Genomic DNA, 17,659 nt, shown 5'->3' on the forward strand with positions numbered 1-17,659 from the left:
GTCGGTCCGGCAGTCAGAACTGCGCTGCATCCAGTTGATAGAGGCACTCGCTGCCGGCCATGGCCGCAGCACTCAACGAATGGATACGTGGTAACAGGCGGGCGAAGTAAAAGCGCGCAGTGCTCAGTTTCCCGACGTAGAAGTCATCCTCGGCCTGCCGGCCCTTGGCCGCCTTCGCCATCAGCGCCCACATGTAGGCATACGCGGTGTAGCCCAGCACCTGCAGGTACTCGACCGAAGCGGCACCGATTTCGTTCGGATTGTTCCCGGCCCGGTCCAGCAGCCACGCAGTCAGCTCGTCAAGGGTGTCGAGGGCGGCATTCAACGGCCGGGTGAACTCATCCAGGCTTGCACAGGCGTTGGCACTGAAGTGACGGATCTCGGCGGCGAACAATCGGTAGAGCGCCCCGCCGCTGCCGACGATCTTGCGTCCCGCCAGGTCCAGTGACTGGATGCCGTTGGTGCCTTCGTAAATCTGCGTGATGCGCACATCGCGCACCAGTTGCTCCTGCCCCCATTCACGAATGTAGCCGTGACCGCCGAAGATCTGCTGGCCATGCACCGTGGTTTCCAGCCCCATGTCGGTGAGGAATGCCTTGGCCACCGGGGTGAGCAGCGACACCAGTTCCTGGGCCCGATTGCGGGCTGCCGCATCCTCACTGAGTTTGGCGGTATCGAGTTGCATCGCCACATAGGTGGAGAAGGCCCGCCCGCCTTCGTTCAAGGCCTTCATGGTCAGCAGCATGCGGCGCACATCTGGATGCACGATGATCGGGTCGGCCGCTTTGTCGCTGGCCTGGGGACCGGTCGGTGCACGGCTCTGCAAGCGTTCGCGGGCATAGTCGACCGCGTTCTGGTAGGAGCGCTCGCCCAGCGACAGGCCCTGGATGCCGACGCCAAGACGTTCGTAGTTCATCATGGTGAACATCGCCGCCAGGCCCTTGTTCGGTGCATCGACGATCCAGCCGGTCGCGCCGTCGAAGTTCATCACGCAGGTGGCGGACGCCTTGATACCCATCTTGTGCTCGATCGAGCCGCAGGACAGCGAATTGCGTTCCCCCAGGGAACCGTCGTCATTGACCAGGACCTTGGGCACCAGGAACAGCGAAATGCCTTTCGGCCCGGCGGGTGCGTCCGGCAGCCGCGCCAGCACCAGGTGGATGATGTTCTCGGTCAGGTCGTGCTCGCCGCCGGTGATGAAGATCTTGCTGCCGCTGAGGCTGTAACTGCCGTCGGCCTGGGGTTCGGCCCGGGTGCGGATCATCCCCAGATCGGTGCCGGCGTGGGCTTCGGTCAGGCACATGGAACCGGTCCAGACACCGGCGTACAGATTCGGCAGGTAGCGTTGCTTGAGTGCCTCGCTGGCATGGGCATTGATCGACAGGCACGCACCGGCGGTCAGCATCGGGTACAGGCCGAACGACAGCCCCGCCGAGTTGACCATTTCTTCGACCTGCGCCGAAATGGCCTTGGGCATGCCCATGCCACCGAAGCGCGGATCACCGCCGACACCCACCCAGCCGCCCTCGGCGAACGCCTGGTAGGCGGCGGCGAAACCTTGCGGGGCACTGACCGAGCCGTTGCTCCAGGTGCAGCCTTGCTCATCGCCAATGCGATTGATCGGGTCGATCACGTCGGCACTGATCTTGCCGGCTTCTTCCAGGATTGCCGTCGCGGTCTGCTCATCGATGACCTCGGCCAGAGCGGGCCATTTCGCCCATAGACGGGGCGCCTCGAACACTTCGTTGAGAATGAAGCGCATATCGCGCAAGGGGGCTTTGTAGTCGGACATAGTGGCTTTACTCAGGAGTGGTCAGAGCATGCGTGCGTGTTTTTTGCACGGTGTCGGGGGCGCTGGAGGCGGTGCGTTGCGGCGCCGGTTCACGCAACAGGAAGTACGACAAGGCGGGAATCAGGATCAGCGCCCCGAGCATGTTCCACAGGAACATGAAGGTCAGCAGGATGCCCATGTCTGCCTGGAACTTGATCGGCGACCAGACCCAGCACACCACGCCGGCCGCCAGGGTGATGCCCACCAGCGCGACAACCCGGCCGGTGAAGGACACGGCCTGGCGATAGGCCCGGGACAGTGACAGGCCCTGGCGCTGGAACTGCAACTGCACGCTGAGCAGGTACAAGGCATAGTCGACGCCGATGCCGACCCCCAAGGCGATCACCGGCAGCGTCGCCACCTTCACGCCGATACCCATGGCCACCATCAAGGCCTCGCAGAGAATCGACGTCAGGATCAGCGGCAACAGCGCCACCAGCGTGGCGCGCCAGCTGCGGAAGGTGATCAGGCAGAACAGCGTGACCGCGGCATAGACATAGAACAGCATGGTGCGATTGGCCTCGCGCACCACGATGTTGGTGGCCGCCTCGATCCCGGCAGTGCCGGCGGCCAGCAGGAATTGCCGATCATCGGTGCTGTTTTCCCTGGCAAAGCGGTCGGCGATGGCGACCACGGCATCCAGGGTCTCGGCCTTGTGGTCCTTGAGATAGGCAATCACCGGCATCACCGAGCAGTCATTGTTGAACAGCTCCGCAGAGTTGACCGAGGCCTGTTGCGCGGCGTAGTTCAGGACGTCCTGGTTGCGCTGGATACTGTTGAGCTTGGGGTTGCCTTCATAGGTGCCGGCGGTGATCTGACGCACGGCGTTGACCAGCGAGGTAGTGGCCTGCACCCCCGGATTCTGTTGCAGCGCCCAGGCCAGGCGGTCGGCGAGAATCAGGGTCTTGTAATTCAGGCAGCCTTCGGGCGCTGTCTTGACCATCACCGCGAACAGGTCGCTCGACAGCGCGTAATGCTGGGTGATGTAGGCGTTGTCACGGTTGTAGCGCGAGTCCGCGCGCAGCTCCGGAGCACCGCTTTGCAGATCGCCGATCTTCAGGTGCAGGCTGATCATGAAGCCACCGATGCCCATCAGCACCGCGACCAGCACCGCCACCGTGGCCCATCTGGCCGTGGTGAAACGGTCGAGCAGGTCCCACAGCCTGCCAAAGCCTTTGTGCCTGTCGGCCCGCGTGTCGATGCTCAAGGCCCGTTCGGCAGCCTTCGCACCCACGCCAACATAGGACAATGCGACCGGCATCAACAGCAGCGACGTGAAGATCAGTACCGCGACACCAATGCTGGCGGTGATTGCCAGGTCCTTGATCACCGGAATGTCGATCAGCATCAGTACGGCAAAGCCCACGGCGTCGGCGAGCAATGCGGTGACGCCGGCAATGAACAGGCGGCGGAAGGTGTAGCGCGCGGCGATCAGCTTGTGGGTGCCACGGGCGATATCCTGCATGATGCCGTTCATTTTCTGCGCCGCGTGGGACACACCGATGGCGAAGATCAGGAACGGTACCAGCACCGAATACGGATCGATGGCATAGCCCAGCCAGGCGACGATGCCCAGTTGCCAGACTACGGCGATCAGTGAGCAGCCGACCACCAGCAGCGTGCTGCGTACGCAACGGGTATAGGCGTAAATAATGACCAGCGAAGTGATCACGGCCAGGCCGAAGAACATCATCACTTGAATCAGGCCATCGATCAGGTCGCCCATCAGCTTGGCAAAACCGATCACCCGTACCTTATACGGGCCCTTGCCCTCCTCCCCGGCCTTGCGCGCCGCGCTGTCACCGGCAAACTCGATCTTGTCGCGCAATTGCTCTTCGAGCATCTGCGAAAAGCCGTGATAGTTGATGCTTCGGCCGCCGGCCGCAGCCTTGTCCAGCAGTGGCACGACCAACATGCTCGACTTGAAGTCGCTGGCCACCAGGCTGCCGACGATGCCGGCGCGGGCGATGTTCTGGCGCAGCTGTTCGATTTCTTCCGGCTTGCCCTGATAGGTATCGGGCATCACCGGGCCGCCCTGGAAACCGTCCTCGGTGACTTCGGTCCAGCGCACCGACGGGCTCCACAGCGACTTCATCCAGGCGCGGTCGACGCCTTCGGTGAGGAACAGCTGGTCGTTGACCTGTTTGAGCACGTTCAGGTAATCGGGGTCGAAGATGTCGCCCCGGGTGTTCTCGACCACCACTCGCACCGAATTGCCCAGGCCGCGCAGTGACTGGCGGTTTTCCAGGAAGTTCTGAATGTAGGGCTGGCTCTGCGGAATCATCTTCTCGAAGCTGGGGCGCAGTTCCAGGCGGGTGAGCGCCATGTAGCCGAACACCACGGTCGCCAACGCCATCAGCAACATGAACAGCGGGCGAAAGTTGAACACCAGTCGTTCCAGCCGGTTGCCGGACTGGCGGTCGAAGTCACGCAGGTCGCGGATCACCGGCATGGCGTCTTGTTTGATATGGCCCATATCCGGGTTCTCGCTCTAAGGATTGGAAGTCTTGACGGCGGACAGCGTCCGTACACCGCGGCTGCCCGCCAGTACCAGCGTGCCATCGGCCGCCCGGATGGCCCCGGTCACGGGGGCCGTGCCGGTCTGCTGCGCCAGCGTCAGCCGGGCACTGGCGCCCTGGCTGACCAGCATCTGCCCGCCCTGGGTAAACAGACGGTAATTGCCGTGATCGTCGATAAGGCCGGCGGTAATGCTCACTGGCTGGTCGCTTTCGAGTTTCGTCCAGTTCCGGCCGCCATCGGTGCTGCGCAACACGTTGCCGCGCAAGCCGTAGACGACCACTTCCCCCGGTTGACCGACAACGCCGAAGAAGCTGCCTTGATAAGGCGTCGGCACGGCGGCAAAGCGTTGCCCGGTTTCATCCCACTTGAGCAGCAGGCCCTGCTCGCCGGCGATGTACAGCGCATCGCCGGAGGAGGCGATGGCGTTCAAGTGCAGGCCTTGCGGGTTGTCGGTGCGATCCTGCAAAGGCGTCCAGCTGCGGCCGCCGTCTTCGGTGCGCAGGATCAGGTTGAACACGCCCACCACGAACCCTTGCCTGTCGTTGGCGAACCAGACGTCGAGCAAGGGTTTGTCGGCGCCCTGCTCCGTCAGGCGCTGGCCTTCGGCAACCCAAGTCGGCCATTGCTCGTTGCCGGGCTCGGCACTGGCCAGTGCGGAATAATGCTTGACCAACAGCTCGCCGATCTGGCGGCCATCGAGTTGTTTATGCCAGGTCACCCCGGCGTCATCGCTGTGCAGGACCACGCCGTCGTTGCCGACGGCCCAACCCTGCAGCGCGGAGGGAAAATTCACGGCTATGAGGTCGGCACTCACCGGCACGGCCGCTTGCTGCCAGTGCTTGCCGGAGTCATCGGAATAGAGAATGTGCCCGCGCTGCCCGACGGCAATCAGTCGGTCACCGGCGCGCGCCATGCCGGACAACGGACTGCTGGCCGCCAGTTGGCTTGGACTGGCCGGCAGATCCAGTACGTCGATGTAGCCGGATGCCTGGGAGATACCCTGTATCAGGGCAATCAGGATGCCCAACGCCAGTTGCTGGTACTTCTTGTACGAACACATAACGCTTCCTCTTGGGAAAATCGCTCCGGGATGCATGACCTTGCGGCCCCGGATTCAATCCGGCCGCCCGTAAGGTCCGCTGCAGGCAGCGGACCTTACGGGGGCTTTGTCGCAGGCGGTTTTACCGGATGCCGCTACCGGCCAGGGATTCGGGTGTCCACTGCGCCTTGGAGAGCGAATCGATGTACTTGATGCCGCCGTAAGGCCCCACCACACCGTTGATGTTGTAGGAGCCGCCGACCAGGTCGTAGATCATGAAAGGCGTGGAGTCCGGCACCTGCTTGTCGTAGCTCTGGCTGAGGAAGGCAAACGAACCCCGGTAGAGCTGGCCACGGGCGTCGTACTGGTCGGAGGCCAAGGCGCTCCAGCTGTCTTCATCGAGGTAGAAGCGGCGCTTCTGATAGATGTGCCGCGCGCCGGGCTTGAGATTGCCCTCGACCACCCAGACGCGGTGTTTCTCCCAGCGCACGTAATCCGGGGCCAGGTGATTGGGCGTAGTCAGCGATTTCGGGTCCTGGGCGTAGGTCAGCTTGTAGGTGTTGTAAGGCACGATCATTTCCTGCTTGCCCACCAGCTTCCAGTCGTAGCGGTCCAGCGCGCCGTTGAACACGAAGACATCGTCGTAGGTGCCGGCGCCGGCGGTGCCGGGGTTGGGCGTGTCGTAGGCCAGGTTGGGCGCCAGTTTGACCCGGCGCTGACCTGGCAGGTACTGCCAGGCGCGGCGTGGCTGCTGCAACGGGTTGGCGGCGTCCTTGAGCATCACCGCTTCGCCAGCACGACGCGCAGGGCCGGTGTAGGACAGTTTCATCTGGTAGTAGACGTCGGCGCTGCTGATCGGCTGCGCCAGGTTCTCGTAGATCGGATAGGAAATGTACGCCTGTCCGGTGGTCGCCAGGCTTGCAACACCAGCGGAATCGACGTTCCAGGAGTCGTACTTGGAGTTGATGTTCACCCCCTGATAGCGCAGCAGGAAGTTCCACATCGCTTCGTTGCCCGACTGCGGGATCGGGAACGGCACGCCCGGCAGTACGTTGTCGATGGCCAGGCCGCCTTCCAGGGACTTGGCCTCGGTGGCATTTTTCACGCCATTGTCCAGCACGGCCTTGGGCAGCGCGACAGTACGGTGGGTCGGATACACATTCACATGGAACGTGGGAAAGCGCTTGGCCAGCTCAACGGTGGTCGCGGTGAGCGAGGCCTTGTATTGATCGACGTTCTTGCCGTCGATCACCAGTAACGGCTTTTCACTGGCAAACGGATCCGGGCGCATGCTGTCGCCGGACTTGTAGGAAGCCGGAGGTGTGGTCAAGCCACCGTCATACGCCGGGATCGAACCGTCTGCGTTACCCGACTTTTCGGCACCCACCAGGGTCAGGCTGCTGCCCAGCCTGGCGGCGTCCTGGGTTGATACGGCGGCCTGTGCCTGGGCGGCAATGACCATCGCCAGCGAGGCGGCCAACACGGTTTTTACATACTTCATCTTGTTGTTCTCCTGCCTGCCTTGAGCAAGCCAGTGGTGAATCAGAAAGTGGTTTTCATCGTCAGGTAAACGGCGCCACGGTCCGCCGTGGTTGCGCCACCACCGGAAAAGGCCGAGTAGCCACCGGCGAAACAGGCATAGTTTTCGTTACCGCTGAATGCGTTCGGCGTGGAGCCGTCGCCACTGCCCGCTGCGGCGGCACCGGTGCTGGTGCCACTGACGTTGCACTTGTCGGTCTTGCCGAAAGAGTCCACGTACTTCAGGTCGACGAAGTACTTGTTGTACACAACGGCACCCACGCCGACGGCGTAGTTGCCGGTGTCCTTGGCACCGCCGCCGGAGACCGGCGACACGCCGGCCAGACCGACGTTGACCGACATCGGCGCGTTGAGGTCGACACCGGGAAACACCTGGTACCAGGTCGGCGTGAAGTTGACCGCGACACCCCAGTTGTCCCGGGTCGGCTGGTCGATGCCGCGATAGGTGTCCTTGCCCTTGTAGAGTGCTTCGTTCTTGCCATCGAGCTTGAGCAGGTTGCTGTAGTACAACTCGCCCAGCAGCGTGGCCGAGTCGAACACCGGTGTCTTGGGCAGGGTCATCAGGCCATTGAGCGTCCAGTGCAGCGTGTCGCCGGTGGCGCTCATGCTGTCGCCCTTTTGCGGGGTGTCGTAGACCACACCGGTTGCGGCGCTACGGGCCGGCAACAGGCCCAGGCCTGCGCCCAATCCCAGCGGACTGGTCGAGCTGACGATCGCCGGGATACTGGCCAGCGGCATGTTGTGACGGATGTTCAGGTCCGATCCCACGCTCACGCCGCCCACGTCTTTGGACAGGCTCAGGCCGAAGATGTGGATGTTGTCGGCATAGGCCAGTTGATAGGTACTGGTGCTCAACGAGTTGAGGGTATTGACCACGGCGGGTACCTGCCCGGCCGGACGGGTGCCGTTGGGATTGGCCGAGGTCAGGCCCCTGGCATCAAGCCAGGCTTGCGGCAGGATTTCCGAGGTATTGCGGTAGTAGAAGCCGAGGGTGCCATCCAGCCAGGCCGGCGACCACTTGGCCATGACGCCCCAGTCGCCGCTCTTGTCCGGCGTCAGGTCGTGGCCGCGACGGACGTTGGTCAACGCGTTGCACGGTGCCAGGCCGCAACCGAGCGGGCTGCCGGGGACCACGGCGTTGGTGTTGCCCAGCAGGAACGATTGCGCACCGAAGCCCACCAGGTCGGAGCCGCCGTAGTAGGTGCCTGCTTCCGGCAGGCGTGCAGCGTCCCAGTCCAGGAAATACTGGGCGCCGAAGGTCAGCTCTGGGTTGAGGGTAAAGGACATCGACAGCTGATTGCGCGGAACGAACAGCTCCTTGGCTTCGGTACCCGGCGACGCCGCCAGCTTGGCCAGGTCCAGGCCGGACTGACCGTAACTCATCGAGTGCACCGGGTTGAGAATGGTCTCGCCCCAGAACACGTTGTGCTGGCCGGCCTTGACGCTGAGCATCGATTCTTCGCCGATTTCGGTGCTGAAGAACGCGAAGGCGTCGAGGATTTCGCCGGACGGACCGGTGTAGTAACGCTGGGCGTAGTTGCTCAGGTGCGGGCTGCCGTTGCCGACATTGTCATTGGTGACAGCCGCCAGGCGCGGGTCGTTGGCGACCAGGCCCGAAGTGGAGCCGTTGCCGTTGACGAACGGGTTGGAGTTCGAGCCGGTGTTCTCGTAGGCCTTGTCGTACCAACTGGCGGCACTGACACGAAAGCCGGTTTTTTCCTTGTAGACCACATCCAGCTCGGTCAACAGGTCGATGCGGTTGGTGATGTTGGTCCCGGATCGGCGGAAGTTGTAGTCGCCGTCGTTGTTGTTGGGCGTGCCCAACATGCGCTTGTCGGCGCTTTCGGTGCGCACACCGTAGTTGTACTTGACGGTGTTATCGAAACGGGCGGTCCAGTCGGGATTACCGGTATCGAGTTCGACCGCGTGGGCCACCGGCAGGCTGGCGGCCAGAATGGCCGAGGCCAGCAAGGTGTAGCGTGACGGGACGAACCGATGATTGTTGTTGTGCATAGCGTTTTCTCCGCCTTTTTGTATTTGTTTTAAGCGCAGCCGCCCCCTCGCATGCCCGTTCAGAGGCTTGCGTGTTTCAGGTCAGGGGGCGATATCCGGTGGGTTTGCGACCCGCCGGTTTGAATCAGCGATCCAGTTCCAGGACCAGCTCTTCGGCTTGCGGCCAGTGGCCGTAACCGGCAGCTGGATTCAGATGGCCGACGTTGCCCAGGTTGCGCAACTCGGCAGCCCAGCCGTGAGCCATGCGAGTGACGGCGTCGAGGCTGGCCAAATGATCGTTGGTGCTGGCGGCCACCAGGCTGCGAAACGGCAGCGGGCCTTTGGGCAGCGGGTCCCAGCCGTGGGTACGCAGGGTTTCAGGGGATGGGTAGCCTTGCGGCCAATCGGCATCGAGATCCGGAGGCGTCGCCAGCAGTGCACCCTTGATCGGATGACGGTGGCGAGCGGCCCAGTGGGCGACCATCAGCACGCCGGCACTGTGGGCCACCAGAATCACCGGACCGTCAATTTGCTCAAGCTCATGCTGGATCGCACGGACGCGGGCGGCGCAATCGAGTTTGTCGGTTTCAAGGGGCGGTACGCTGCGTACCTTGGCAAGTCTGTCTTGCAGCAGCGTTTGCCAATGTTCGGCTACGTGCTCGCGCAGACCCGGTACGATCAGAACGGTTGCGGCAGTGTGCAGTTTGTCCACTTGCAATACCTTCGGCTTCTCGGTGATTGACTGGCTCTGTCGCCAGACTCTTGTTGTAGGGCTGACATTAAAGAGCCGTCACCCGGGGCGCTTTTCATTTGACGTCAGTCACTTTTCTTTTGATGACAGACTGATCGGTGCCGGATGAGCGCAACCACTGGTCGAAAACCAAACACGGATGGCTGCAGGCCACTGTAATCAAAGCGTGGGCCCCCATGGGTCTTTGCAGAGGTCGTGAACAGGCACCGTTGCGCTAGCACGCAACCGACGATCTGCCAACTGTTCAACGGTCGATGCGCTGGCTATAGTCGCCCCGCTCGTTACCACCCCAACCGGCCCAGGGAAGAACTCCGCATGACCAGGCTCGTTCGCGCCGCTGTCCTGACCAACTACCTGGAGGTCACCCAGTACCTGGGATTCAATCCCCGCGATGTGCTCGCGTCCGTCGGCCTGAGCAAAAACCAGCTGCAATCGCCGGAGCTGCGTATTCCCATCGATGCCGCCGTGCGTCTGCTGGAGGCGTCGGCAGCCGCCAGCGGTTGCCAGAACTTCGGCCTGAGCATGGCCGAATCGCGCCAGCTCTCAGACTTTGGCGTGGTCAGCCTGCTGCTCAGTCACCAGCGCACGCTGCGCGATGCCTTGAACGTGGTGGTCAATTACCGTCACCTGATGAACGATTCGCTGGCGATTTTCATTGAGGAAGCCGGCAAGATGGTGATCATCCGCGAAGAGGTGGTGACCGAATCGCCCATGCCCTGCCGGCAAGCCAATGAACTGGCGATTGGCGTGATGTTCCGACTTTGCTCGGCCTTGCTCGGCGCACATTGGCACCCGCTGAGCGTCAACTTCACCCACCAGCCCCCCGACAACCTGCAACTGCACCGACGCCTGTTCGGCTGCAACCTGGAGTTCGGCAGCGAGTTCAACGGCATTGTCTGTCCCGATGCCAGCCTCGACATCGCCAACCCCAACGCCGACCCCGCCATGGCGCGCTACGCCCAGCGCTACCTGGACTCGCTACCGGGCCATGAAGGGCCGTCGATCCTGTTCGAAGTGCGCAAGGCCATCTACCTGTTGTTGCCGATGGGGCGCGCCACCATCGAACAGATCGCCCAGTCCCAGGGTATGAACGTCAGGACCTTGCAACGCCGTTTGAAGGAACAGGACTGTGCGTTCAATGACCTGATCAATGATGTGCGCCGCGACCTGGTGCTGCGCTACCTGGAAAACCCCAACTACTCGCTGGGCCGCATTGCCGACATGCTCGGCTACTCCATGGCGAGTTCCTTCACGCGCTGGTTCATTGCCCAGTTCGGCATGCCGCCGGCGACGTGGCGCGCGCAGATGCAGTCCGCCCCGAAAGCCGCCCCCGACCCAAGTGCCTCCTGAGCCTCCGTGACCTGAAAAAAAACGGCGACTGCTGGTACAGTCGCCGCAAAAGCGCGATGTGGAAACCGAAATCCCTGTGGGAGCGAGCCTGCTCGCGATGGCGGTGTGTCAGGCAGCCAATATGTTGGATGCCAAATCGCTATCGCGAGCAGGCTCGCTCCCACAGGTGTTGTATCGGACTGAATCCTAGAGGCCCCAGTGCAGCAACAGCAGCACCAGCAGCACGAGAAACACCGTCTCCCCCACCATCAGCAGGATCGGCTTGATCCCCACGGCCGCCAGTTCCTTGAGTTGTGTCTTCATGCCCAGCGCACTGATGGAAATCACCAGGCACCAGCGTGACAACTCGTTGACCGAGCCTTGTATGGCGGGAACCACCCAGCCGGTGCTATTGATGCAGGCCAGTATCAGAAAGCCGACGGCAAACCAGGGCAACAATGGCGGGCGCTTGCCCCTGGGATCGGCGCCTTGCATGCGGGTGACCATCGCTGCGCAGACGATGACTGGCACGAGCATGGCCACGCGCATCAACTTGACCACGGTGGCGGTGTCACCGGTTTCGGTCGACATGCTGTAACCCGCGCCGACGACCTGGGCGACATCGTGGATGGTGGCGCCCAGAAACACGCCGGCCACTTGTGGCGACAGGGACAGCCAGTTGGCAATCATCGGGTACAGGATCATGGCCATCGTGGACATCGCCGACACCCCGATCACGGTGAACAGCGTGGCACGCTCCTTTTGCGGGTGATTGGGCAATGCTGCAGCCAGCGCCAACGCCGCCGAAGCACCACAAATGGCCGTCGCCCCACCGGTCAGCATGCCAAACAGACGCGAAAAGCCCAGCGCCTTGGCCGCGACCACCGACACGCTGATTGTCACCACAACCAGAATGATCACCAGTGCCACGGGTTTCCAGCCCAGTCCGGCTATTTGTTCCAGGGTAATGCGCATGCCCAGCAGCGCCACGCCGATACGCAGCACGGTACGTGCGGTGAACTCGATGCCGGCCTTGCAGGCCCCTTCCCCGGCGAGAAAGTTCAGCGCCATGCCCAACAGCAAGGCGAACAGCATTACCGGCGCACCGTAGTGCTCGGATAAAAACGAAGCCGCTGCCGCCACGATCAGACTGACGATAAATCCCGGCGCCAGTTCGCGCGTGCGGCTATGAATCTGGGTGAGAGCAATGGCGTTCATGACGCGGTTTCCTCTGGAGCGATAACAATGAATGCCTGGCCGGCGACCATCTCGACCGGGTAACGGGCGACCTTGACTTGAGTGGAATTGAGCAGAAAACCGCTGCGCAGATCGAAACGCAGGCCATGGGCGCAGCATTGAATCACCCTGCCCTCCAGGCGCCCGCCACACAGCGATGCGCCCTGATGCGGACAGCTGTCGTCGATGGCGAACAGTTCGCCTTCGACGTTGAACAGCGCCAGGCTTTTGTCTTCGAATTCGAACAGCGCCCGGCCGCCGACTTGCGGGTGCTTGCCCGCAGGTACAGGAATGCGCCGCGTCATGCCGACTGCCGCTCGCGATCACTTTCCCTGAGGGCTTGCCTCATGGCGCCGAGCAATGCCTCGGCAGGCTGTGCGCCGACAACGGTCAGGCGGCGGTCGAACTGAAAACCGGGTACGCCACTGACACCCCCGGCCAACCCTGCAAAGGGCGCGGCATCGCCAGTCAGGCAATCGGCTACGGACTCTGCGTCAATGGCGCAGGAACGGGCGATGGCGAGCAACGTCTCCGGGCACCCCAGGTCCTCGCCCTTGCGGAAGTAAGCGGCGAACAGGCGCTCAAGCAAAGTGTCATGCAAGACAGCATTGCCCTGTGCCCTGACACGCTCGAGCAAACGATGGGCGTCGGCGGTGTTGGGCATCGTCACGATGCGGCTGAAGTCGATGCTCAGCCCGACAGCTGCCGCAGCCTGCCGCACCTGGGCCTGGCGCATGGCCACGGCATCGGCATTGCCCAGACGCTTGCGATAGAAATCGGCAAAGGGCTCCCCCTGTACCGGCAACTGAGGCAACAACTGCACGCCTTGCCACACGGTGGTGATCTGCACATCCGGGTAGCGACTGCGAAACTGCACCTGCGCATGTTCCAGTTGACGCTTGCCGATCAGGCACCAGGGGCAGATGAAATCGAAAAACACATCAATACGTAAACGACGACTCACAACTTCACCTCAGTAACGGCGTCGCTGACCGGGTCATCGACGTGCTGGCCCTTGAGTCGGGCAATGTCTTTTTGGTAGTGGCACCTGGCGTAAAAGAACACGGCTGCCGCGGCAACACTGACCAGTGGTACCAGTTGGAACGCCGCATGCAGGCCGATCAGGTCCGACACCTTGCCGGTGAGGAACGGTCCGGGCGCCAGGCCCAGCATGTTGTTGGCCAGGGTCAGGGTGGCGAACGCCGTGCCGTGGACCGAGTAATGAGTCAGGTTGGCGACCATTGCGCCGGCCGGGCCGGTCGTCCCGGCGGCAATCAGCATGCCCAGGCCAATCATCAGCAACTGCACAGGACCTGGCGGCAAGGCGAACGCCACCGACAGCAGCAGGCAACTGCCCAGGCAATAGGCGATGGCCAGGGCAACCTTGCGCTCCGCCGACTGGCGGCACATCCGGTCGCTGAGCATGCCGCACAGGATCATCCCGGCACCGCTGCACAACACAATGATGGCCGCGACACCGCCGGCCTTGTCCGCTGCCATGTCGTAGTAGCGATTGAGGTAGCTGGGCATCCACACAATCACGGTGCCACCGACGAACAATTGCAAGCCGCTGCCAATGTAGGCGGCGATCACCGATGGGCTGGAACACAGCGTGCGTAACGGCTGCTTGACCGCGGCACTGGACTTTTTCATCACCCGACTCGCGCGTTGCGGGGCGATGCGTGATTCCTTGACGATCATCGGGTACAGCAAGGCCAGCAGCAGCCCGAACAACGCCATGCCGGAAAACGACCAGCGCCAGCCGAGCTTGGCGGCGATGGCGCCGCCCATGGCCATGCCCAATACCGAGCCAAACATGCCGCCGGCCATGAAGGCACTGGCCAGGGTGGCGCGCATGTGTTTGGGAAACACCGAAATCACCACGGCGATACCGACGCTGCCATAAGCCGCTTCGCCGACACCGACCATGAAGCGGGCAATGAACATCTGCGGGTAATCCTGTGCCAGCGCACAACCCAATGTGGCCAGGCTCCACAACAGGGCCATCAACGCCAGGCTCCTGACCCTTCCGAAGCGGTCGGCCATCAGCGACAAGGGGAACGTCAGCAGGCCGACCATCAAGGCCACGATGCCGCTGAGCAGGCCCAACTGGCCGTCGCTCAGCGCCCATTCGGCCTTGAGCATCGGGAACACCGCATTGAGCACCTGACGTGACATGTAATCGGAAATCAGCAGGCCGAACGTCAAGGCGAAGACAATCCAGGCGTATTTGCGCGCAACGCCGACACTCGTGTCGTCATCGTCTGCGGCGATGGGATGAAAGGCCATGCAGCCTCCTCGAAACGTTGTTTTTGTTGTTATCGAGCGTGTGATAGTGCCGCGAGCGAGAGGCTGCCGACCTCTCGCCCGCGGTCGGTCAACCGCGTTGAGGCACACCTTTCTGGCCGGCCTTGCGGTTGGGGGCCATGCCGTTGGCCAGGAGCGTTTCTTCGATGCTCTGGTACTGCACGCCGATTCGATAGATCTCGCGTGCTTCCTTGCCGGAGGCGATTTCGCGACCCAGCTCATGGGCAATGCGCACGGTTTGCCTGATCTGCGCTACCGAGCTGAAACGATCACCCTTGTGATCAATGATAGTGTCTTCATTGCCTACACGCGGGTGCATGCCCATGGCCATCGACATGGTGTTGAACGGCATGACGTTCTTGAGCAGCGATTCCGAGGTCAGCGTGCAACCGTCCGGCGCGCGGTGGATGAAGTTGAAGAAGTTGAAGGGGTTCGGACCGTCGAAACCACCTCCGATGCCGATCCACGTGAGGTTCAACGGGCCCTTGTAGACGCCCCGGCGAACCAGGCGTTCGAGGGTTTCCATGGCGTGCATGCCGGTCAACTGGAAGTGCGGCTGGATACCGTTGTCCGTCAGGCGCTTGAGGTGTTCGGCGACCCAGGCCGGGCCCGCCGGTACGGTCATTTCGCTATAGGCTGCCTGATACAGCGGATTGGCCAGGGATGTGCCTTCCAGGTACTCGGGATACAACAGCTCCATGATGTTCATCTGGGTGGTGTTGATGGCCACGGTGACCTGATCCGGCTTCGGCGTCAGTTCGGCCAGCATGTGGCGGGTATCGTCGGACAGCCATTTGGCCGCTTCGCCATCGCTCTCGGGGGCGAACGAGATCGAGCCGCCGACCTGGATGATCATGTCCGGCACCGCTTCACGTACGCCGGCAATCAATTCGTTGAATTTGGACAGGCGCTTGGAGCCCTTGCCATCCAGCTCGCGCACATGCAGGTGCAGGACCGTGGCGCCGGCTTCATAGCAATCGACCGCCTTCTGCACCTGTTCATCCATGGTCAGCGGAATGTCTTCGGGGAAGTCTTCCGGCATCCATTCGGGGCCGTAGGGGGCGACGGTGATGACCACCTTCTCCATGTTTTCCGGGTGCAGCGAATCGTCGAAAAATTGCATTGGATTACTCCTCTTATTGGTTTTATCCGCCCACCCGGGTTCGCACCGGGCAGGCGTACAGGCGAGTGCAAATGCAGAAAAAATCGATCAGTAGGTCTTGTCACCGATGATGCCGGCACGTTCCATCTTGCGATGGCACGGCGGGTAATCCATGACTGCGTAATGCTGGGTGCTGCGGTTGTCCCAGATGGCGATGCTGTTGGGCTTCCAGCGCCAGCGCACCTGATACTCGGGGATGTACGCCTGGCTGATCAGGTAGCGCAGCAATTCGCTGGCGCCGGGATTGGCGTCCTGGCCGAAGCGCACCCGTTCAGGGGTGTGGTAATTGCTCAAATGGGTGGTGAAGGCATTGACGAACAACACCTTTTCGCCGGTTTCCGGATGGGTGCGCACCACCGGGTGCTCGGCATCGGGGTACATCGCCTTGAGCGCAAGGCGCTTTTCGATAGGCATGGCGGCACCGAAGCTCGCCTCGATACTGTGACGGGCACGCAGATCGGCGATCTTCGTTTTAACGTCATCGGGCAGGCGCGCGTAGGCCTCCACCATGTTGGCCCACATGGTGTCGCCGCCCACCGGCGGGCATTCCACGCAACGCAACACACAACCCATCGGCGGTGCCTCGCGCCAGGTGGCATCGGTGTGCCAGGCGTTTTCGTAGCGGTCCATCGGCTGGTCCGGGTTCTTGTAGATCCGCACCAGGCCCGGGTGCTCCGGATCGCTGCCGGCAACCGGATGATCCTCCAGCTCGCCGAATTTTCGGGCGAAGGCTACATGCTCGGCGCGGGTGATGTTCTGATCGCGCAGGAACACCACGCGAGCTTTAAGCAACTGCGCGCGGATTTCGGCGAAAAGACCGTCGTCATGAATCGCGTCGGCGAGGTTCACGCCGATCAGCTCGGCGCCAATGCTGCAGGTCAATTGTTCGACTTTCATGGCGGGCCGCTCCCTCAAATGACGAAAATCGACGAGCCCGTGGTCTTGCGCGACTCAAGGTCACGATGGGCCTGCACCGCGTCCTGCAAGGCATAGTGCTGGTTGATCTCGATCTTGATCCGGCCGCTGCCGACGTGGTCGAACAGCTCTGTGGCCAGGGCGGCCTTTTCCGCCGGGTCGGCGATATAGTCGGCCAGGGCCGGACGGGTCAGGAACACCGAACCCTTCATCGCCAGCAGCACCGGATCGAAGGCCGGGATCGGGCCCGACGCCGTGCCGACGCACACCATCAGGCCGCGACGCTTGAGCGAGTCCAGCGAGCCCATGAAGGTATTCTTGCCAACGCTGTCGAACACGACGTTGACGCCGGTGCCATCGGTGATTTCACGAACGCGCGCGGCCACGTCTTCATGGCTGTAATTGATCACATGGTCGCAGCCGTGGGCCCGGGCGACTTCGCCTTTGGCGTCGGTGGACACCGTGCCGATGACGGTCAGCCCGAGCAGCCTGGCCCATTGCGAGACGATCAGGCCCACGCCGCCGGCCGCAGCGTGCAAGAGGATGCTGTCCCCCTCCTTGAAGTCGTAGATGCGCCGCATCAGGTAGGAAGAAGTAAGCCCGCGCATGGTCATGGCCGCGGCGGTCTCGAAGCTGATGGTTTCCGGCAGCTTGATCAGGGGTGCGGCCGGAATCAGGCGTTCGGTGCTGTAGGCCCCGAGGGTGTTGAGAAAACCGGTGTAGGTCACTCGATCGCCAACCGCGACATGGGTCACCCCCTCGCCTACGGCCTGGACCACGCCGGACGCCTCGACGCCCATGCCGTTGGGCATCGGAATCGGATAGGTGCCGTTGCGAAAGTAGGTGTCGGCATAGTTCAGGCCCACCGCCACGTGACGAAGACGAACCTGGCCCGGGCCGGGATCCCCCACCTCCACGTCCTCGTAGCGCAATACTTCGGGACCACCGGTTTCGTAAAAGCGTACGGCTTTGGCCATGGTTTCTTATTCTCCAGTCTCTTAATGGCGTAGTACGTCGAAATGCGAGTGACTGGACTGT

14 protein-coding genes are annotated in these 17,659 nt (G+C 62.4%); 1 reads left to right on the forward strand and 13 read right to left on the reverse strand.

From position 1 onward, the window contains the following. Window positions 1–13: 13 nt before the first annotated feature. The 6 genes from ACQKP2_RS03505 to ACQKP2_RS03530 all read right to left on the reverse strand — a co-directional run bounded on the left by ACQKP2_RS03505 (window position 14) and on the right by ACQKP2_RS03530 (window position 9,633). Window positions 14–1,792 (reverse strand): acyl-CoA dehydrogenase C-terminal domain-containing protein, encoded by a 1,779-nt coding sequence (locus ACQKP2_RS03505; protein WP_427574387.1) that lies wholly within the window; start codon window positions 1,790–1,792, stop codon window positions 14–16. A gap of 7 nt (window positions 1,793–1,799) precedes the next feature. Continuing rightward, window positions 1,800–4,307: an efflux RND transporter permease subunit gene (locus tag ACQKP2_RS03510; RefSeq protein ID WP_427574388.1), complete on the reverse strand. Its 2,508-nt coding sequence runs from the start codon at window positions 4,305–4,307 to the stop codon at window positions 1,800–1,802. 15 nt (window positions 4,308–4,322) lie between these two features. Continuing rightward, on the reverse strand, window positions 4,323–5,411 hold the full coding sequence (locus ACQKP2_RS03515) for a WD40/YVTN/BNR-like repeat-containing protein (protein WP_427574390.1): 1,089 nt from the start codon (window positions 5,409–5,411) through the stop codon (window positions 4,323–4,325). Between the two features lie 121 nt (window positions 5,412–5,532). After that, on the reverse strand, window positions 5,533–6,891 hold the full coding sequence (locus ACQKP2_RS03520; RefSeq protein ID WP_427574391.1) for a DUF1329 domain-containing protein: 1,359 nt from the start codon (window positions 6,889–6,891) through the stop codon (window positions 5,533–5,535). A gap of 41 nt (window positions 6,892–6,932) precedes the next feature. Then, window positions 6,933–8,942: a DUF1302 domain-containing protein gene (locus ACQKP2_RS03525; protein ID WP_427574393.1), complete on the reverse strand. Its 2,010-nt coding sequence runs from the start codon at window positions 8,940–8,942 to the stop codon at window positions 6,933–6,935. Between the two features lie 124 nt (window positions 8,943–9,066). Next, entirely contained in the window at window positions 9,067–9,633 is a 567-nt protein-coding gene (locus ACQKP2_RS03530) for an RBBP9/YdeN family alpha/beta hydrolase (protein ID WP_427574394.1), read from the reverse strand. A 354-nt stretch (window positions 9,634–9,987) separates the two neighbouring features. Here ACQKP2_RS03530 and ACQKP2_RS03535 point away from each other — a divergent pair, with 354 nt between their 5' ends. Further along, on the forward strand, window positions 9,988–11,022 hold the full coding sequence (locus tag ACQKP2_RS03535) for an AraC family transcriptional regulator (RefSeq protein WP_427574395.1): 1,035 nt from the start codon (window positions 9,988–9,990) through the stop codon (window positions 11,020–11,022). 186 nt (window positions 11,023–11,208) lie between these two features. Here the strand turns inward: ACQKP2_RS03535 and ACQKP2_RS03540 are convergent, their stop codons facing one another. From ACQKP2_RS03540 to ACQKP2_RS03570, 7 genes are all read right to left on the reverse strand, one after another. Beyond that, the gene (locus ACQKP2_RS03540) at window positions 11,209–12,219 is read right to left on the reverse strand and encodes a YeiH family protein (RefSeq protein ID WP_427574396.1); all 1,011 of its coding nucleotides are present in this window, start codon (window positions 12,217–12,219) and stop codon (window positions 11,209–11,211) included. Next, window positions 12,216–12,542, reverse strand: coding sequence for a Rieske (2Fe-2S) protein (locus ACQKP2_RS03545; RefSeq protein WP_427574398.1), 327 nt, complete (start codon window positions 12,540–12,542; stop codon window positions 12,216–12,218). The genes ACQKP2_RS03540 and ACQKP2_RS03545 overlap by 4 nt, the downstream gene beginning before the upstream one ends. Beyond that, the gene (locus ACQKP2_RS03550; protein ID WP_427574399.1) at window positions 12,539–13,201 is read right to left on the reverse strand and encodes a DsbA family oxidoreductase; all 663 of its coding nucleotides are present in this window, start codon (window positions 13,199–13,201) and stop codon (window positions 12,539–12,541) included. Before ACQKP2_RS03550 ends, ACQKP2_RS03545 begins: the two co-directional genes overlap by 4 nt. Further along, window positions 13,198–14,526: an MFS transporter gene (locus ACQKP2_RS03555; RefSeq protein ID WP_427574400.1), complete on the reverse strand. Its 1,329-nt coding sequence runs from the start codon at window positions 14,524–14,526 to the stop codon at window positions 13,198–13,200. Before ACQKP2_RS03555 ends, ACQKP2_RS03550 begins: the two co-directional genes overlap by 4 nt. Before the next feature lie 88 nt (window positions 14,527–14,614). Further along, a complete protein-coding gene (locus ACQKP2_RS03560; RefSeq protein ID WP_427574401.1) occupies window positions 14,615–15,667 on the reverse strand; it encodes a 3-keto-5-aminohexanoate cleavage protein in 1,053 nt (350 codons plus the stop codon). Window positions 15,668–15,754: 87 nt separating this feature from the next. Beyond that, window positions 15,755–16,603 carry a TauD/TfdA dioxygenase family protein gene (locus tag ACQKP2_RS03565; protein WP_427574403.1) on the reverse strand — a complete coding sequence of 283 codons (849 nt, stop codon included), beginning with the start codon at window positions 16,601–16,603 and terminating at the stop codon, window positions 15,755–15,757. Window positions 16,604–16,617: 14 nt separating this feature from the next. Further along, on the reverse strand, window positions 16,618–17,598 hold the full coding sequence (locus tag ACQKP2_RS03570) for a quinone oxidoreductase family protein (RefSeq protein WP_427574404.1): 981 nt from the start codon (window positions 17,596–17,598) through the stop codon (window positions 16,618–16,620). Window positions 17,599–17,659 lie beyond the last annotated feature (61 nt).

It is taken from the genome of Pseudomonas sp. NPDC089569, from assembly GCF_050280625.1.
GTDB lineage: Bacteria > Pseudomonadota > Gammaproteobacteria > Pseudomonadales > Pseudomonadaceae > Aquipseudomonas.

What these genes read in the sequence shown, in the direction of transcription:
- ACQKP2_RS03520 (WP_427574391.1), bottom strand. Translation starts at nt 6,891, where the DNA reads ATGAAGTATGTAAAAACCGTGTTGGCCGCCTCGCTGGCGATGGTCATT.
- ACQKP2_RS03555 (WP_427574400.1), bottom strand. Translation starts at nt 14,526, where the DNA reads ATGGCCTTTCATCCCATCGCCGCAGACGATGACGACACGAGTGTCGGC.
- ACQKP2_RS03565 (WP_427574403.1), bottom strand. Translation starts at nt 16,603, where the DNA reads ATGAAAGTCGAACAATTGACCTGCAGCATTGGCGCCGAGCTGATCGGC.
- ACQKP2_RS03540 (WP_427574396.1), bottom strand. Translation starts at nt 12,219, where the DNA reads ATGAACGCCATTGCTCTCACCCAGATTCATAGCCGCACGCGCGAACTG.
- ACQKP2_RS03545 (WP_427574398.1), bottom strand. Translation starts at nt 12,542, where the DNA reads ATGACGCGGCGCATTCCTGTACCTGCGGGCAAGCACCCGCAAGTCGGC.
- ACQKP2_RS03515 (WP_427574390.1), bottom strand. Translation starts at nt 5,411, where the DNA reads ATGTGTTCGTACAAGAAGTACCAGCAACTGGCGTTGGGCATCCTGATT.
- ACQKP2_RS03525 (WP_427574393.1), bottom strand. Translation starts at nt 8,942, where the DNA reads ATGCACAACAACAATCATCGGTTCGTCCCGTCACGCTACACCTTGCTG.
- ACQKP2_RS03570 (WP_427574404.1), bottom strand. Translation starts at nt 17,598, where the DNA reads ATGGCCAAAGCCGTACGCTTTTACGAAACCGGTGGTCCCGAAGTATTG.
- ACQKP2_RS03535 (WP_427574395.1), top strand. Translation starts at nt 9,988, where the DNA reads ATGACCAGGCTCGTTCGCGCCGCTGTCCTGACCAACTACCTGGAGGTC.
- ACQKP2_RS03510 (WP_427574388.1), bottom strand. Translation starts at nt 4,307, where the DNA reads ATGGGCCATATCAAACAAGACGCCATGCCGGTGATCCGCGACCTGCGT.
- ACQKP2_RS03505 (WP_427574387.1), bottom strand. Translation starts at nt 1,792, where the DNA reads ATGTCCGACTACAAAGCCCCCTTGCGCGATATGCGCTTCATTCTCAAC.
- ACQKP2_RS03560 (WP_427574401.1), bottom strand. Translation starts at nt 15,667, where the DNA reads ATGCAATTTTTCGACGATTCGCTGCACCCGGAAAACATGGAGAAGGTG.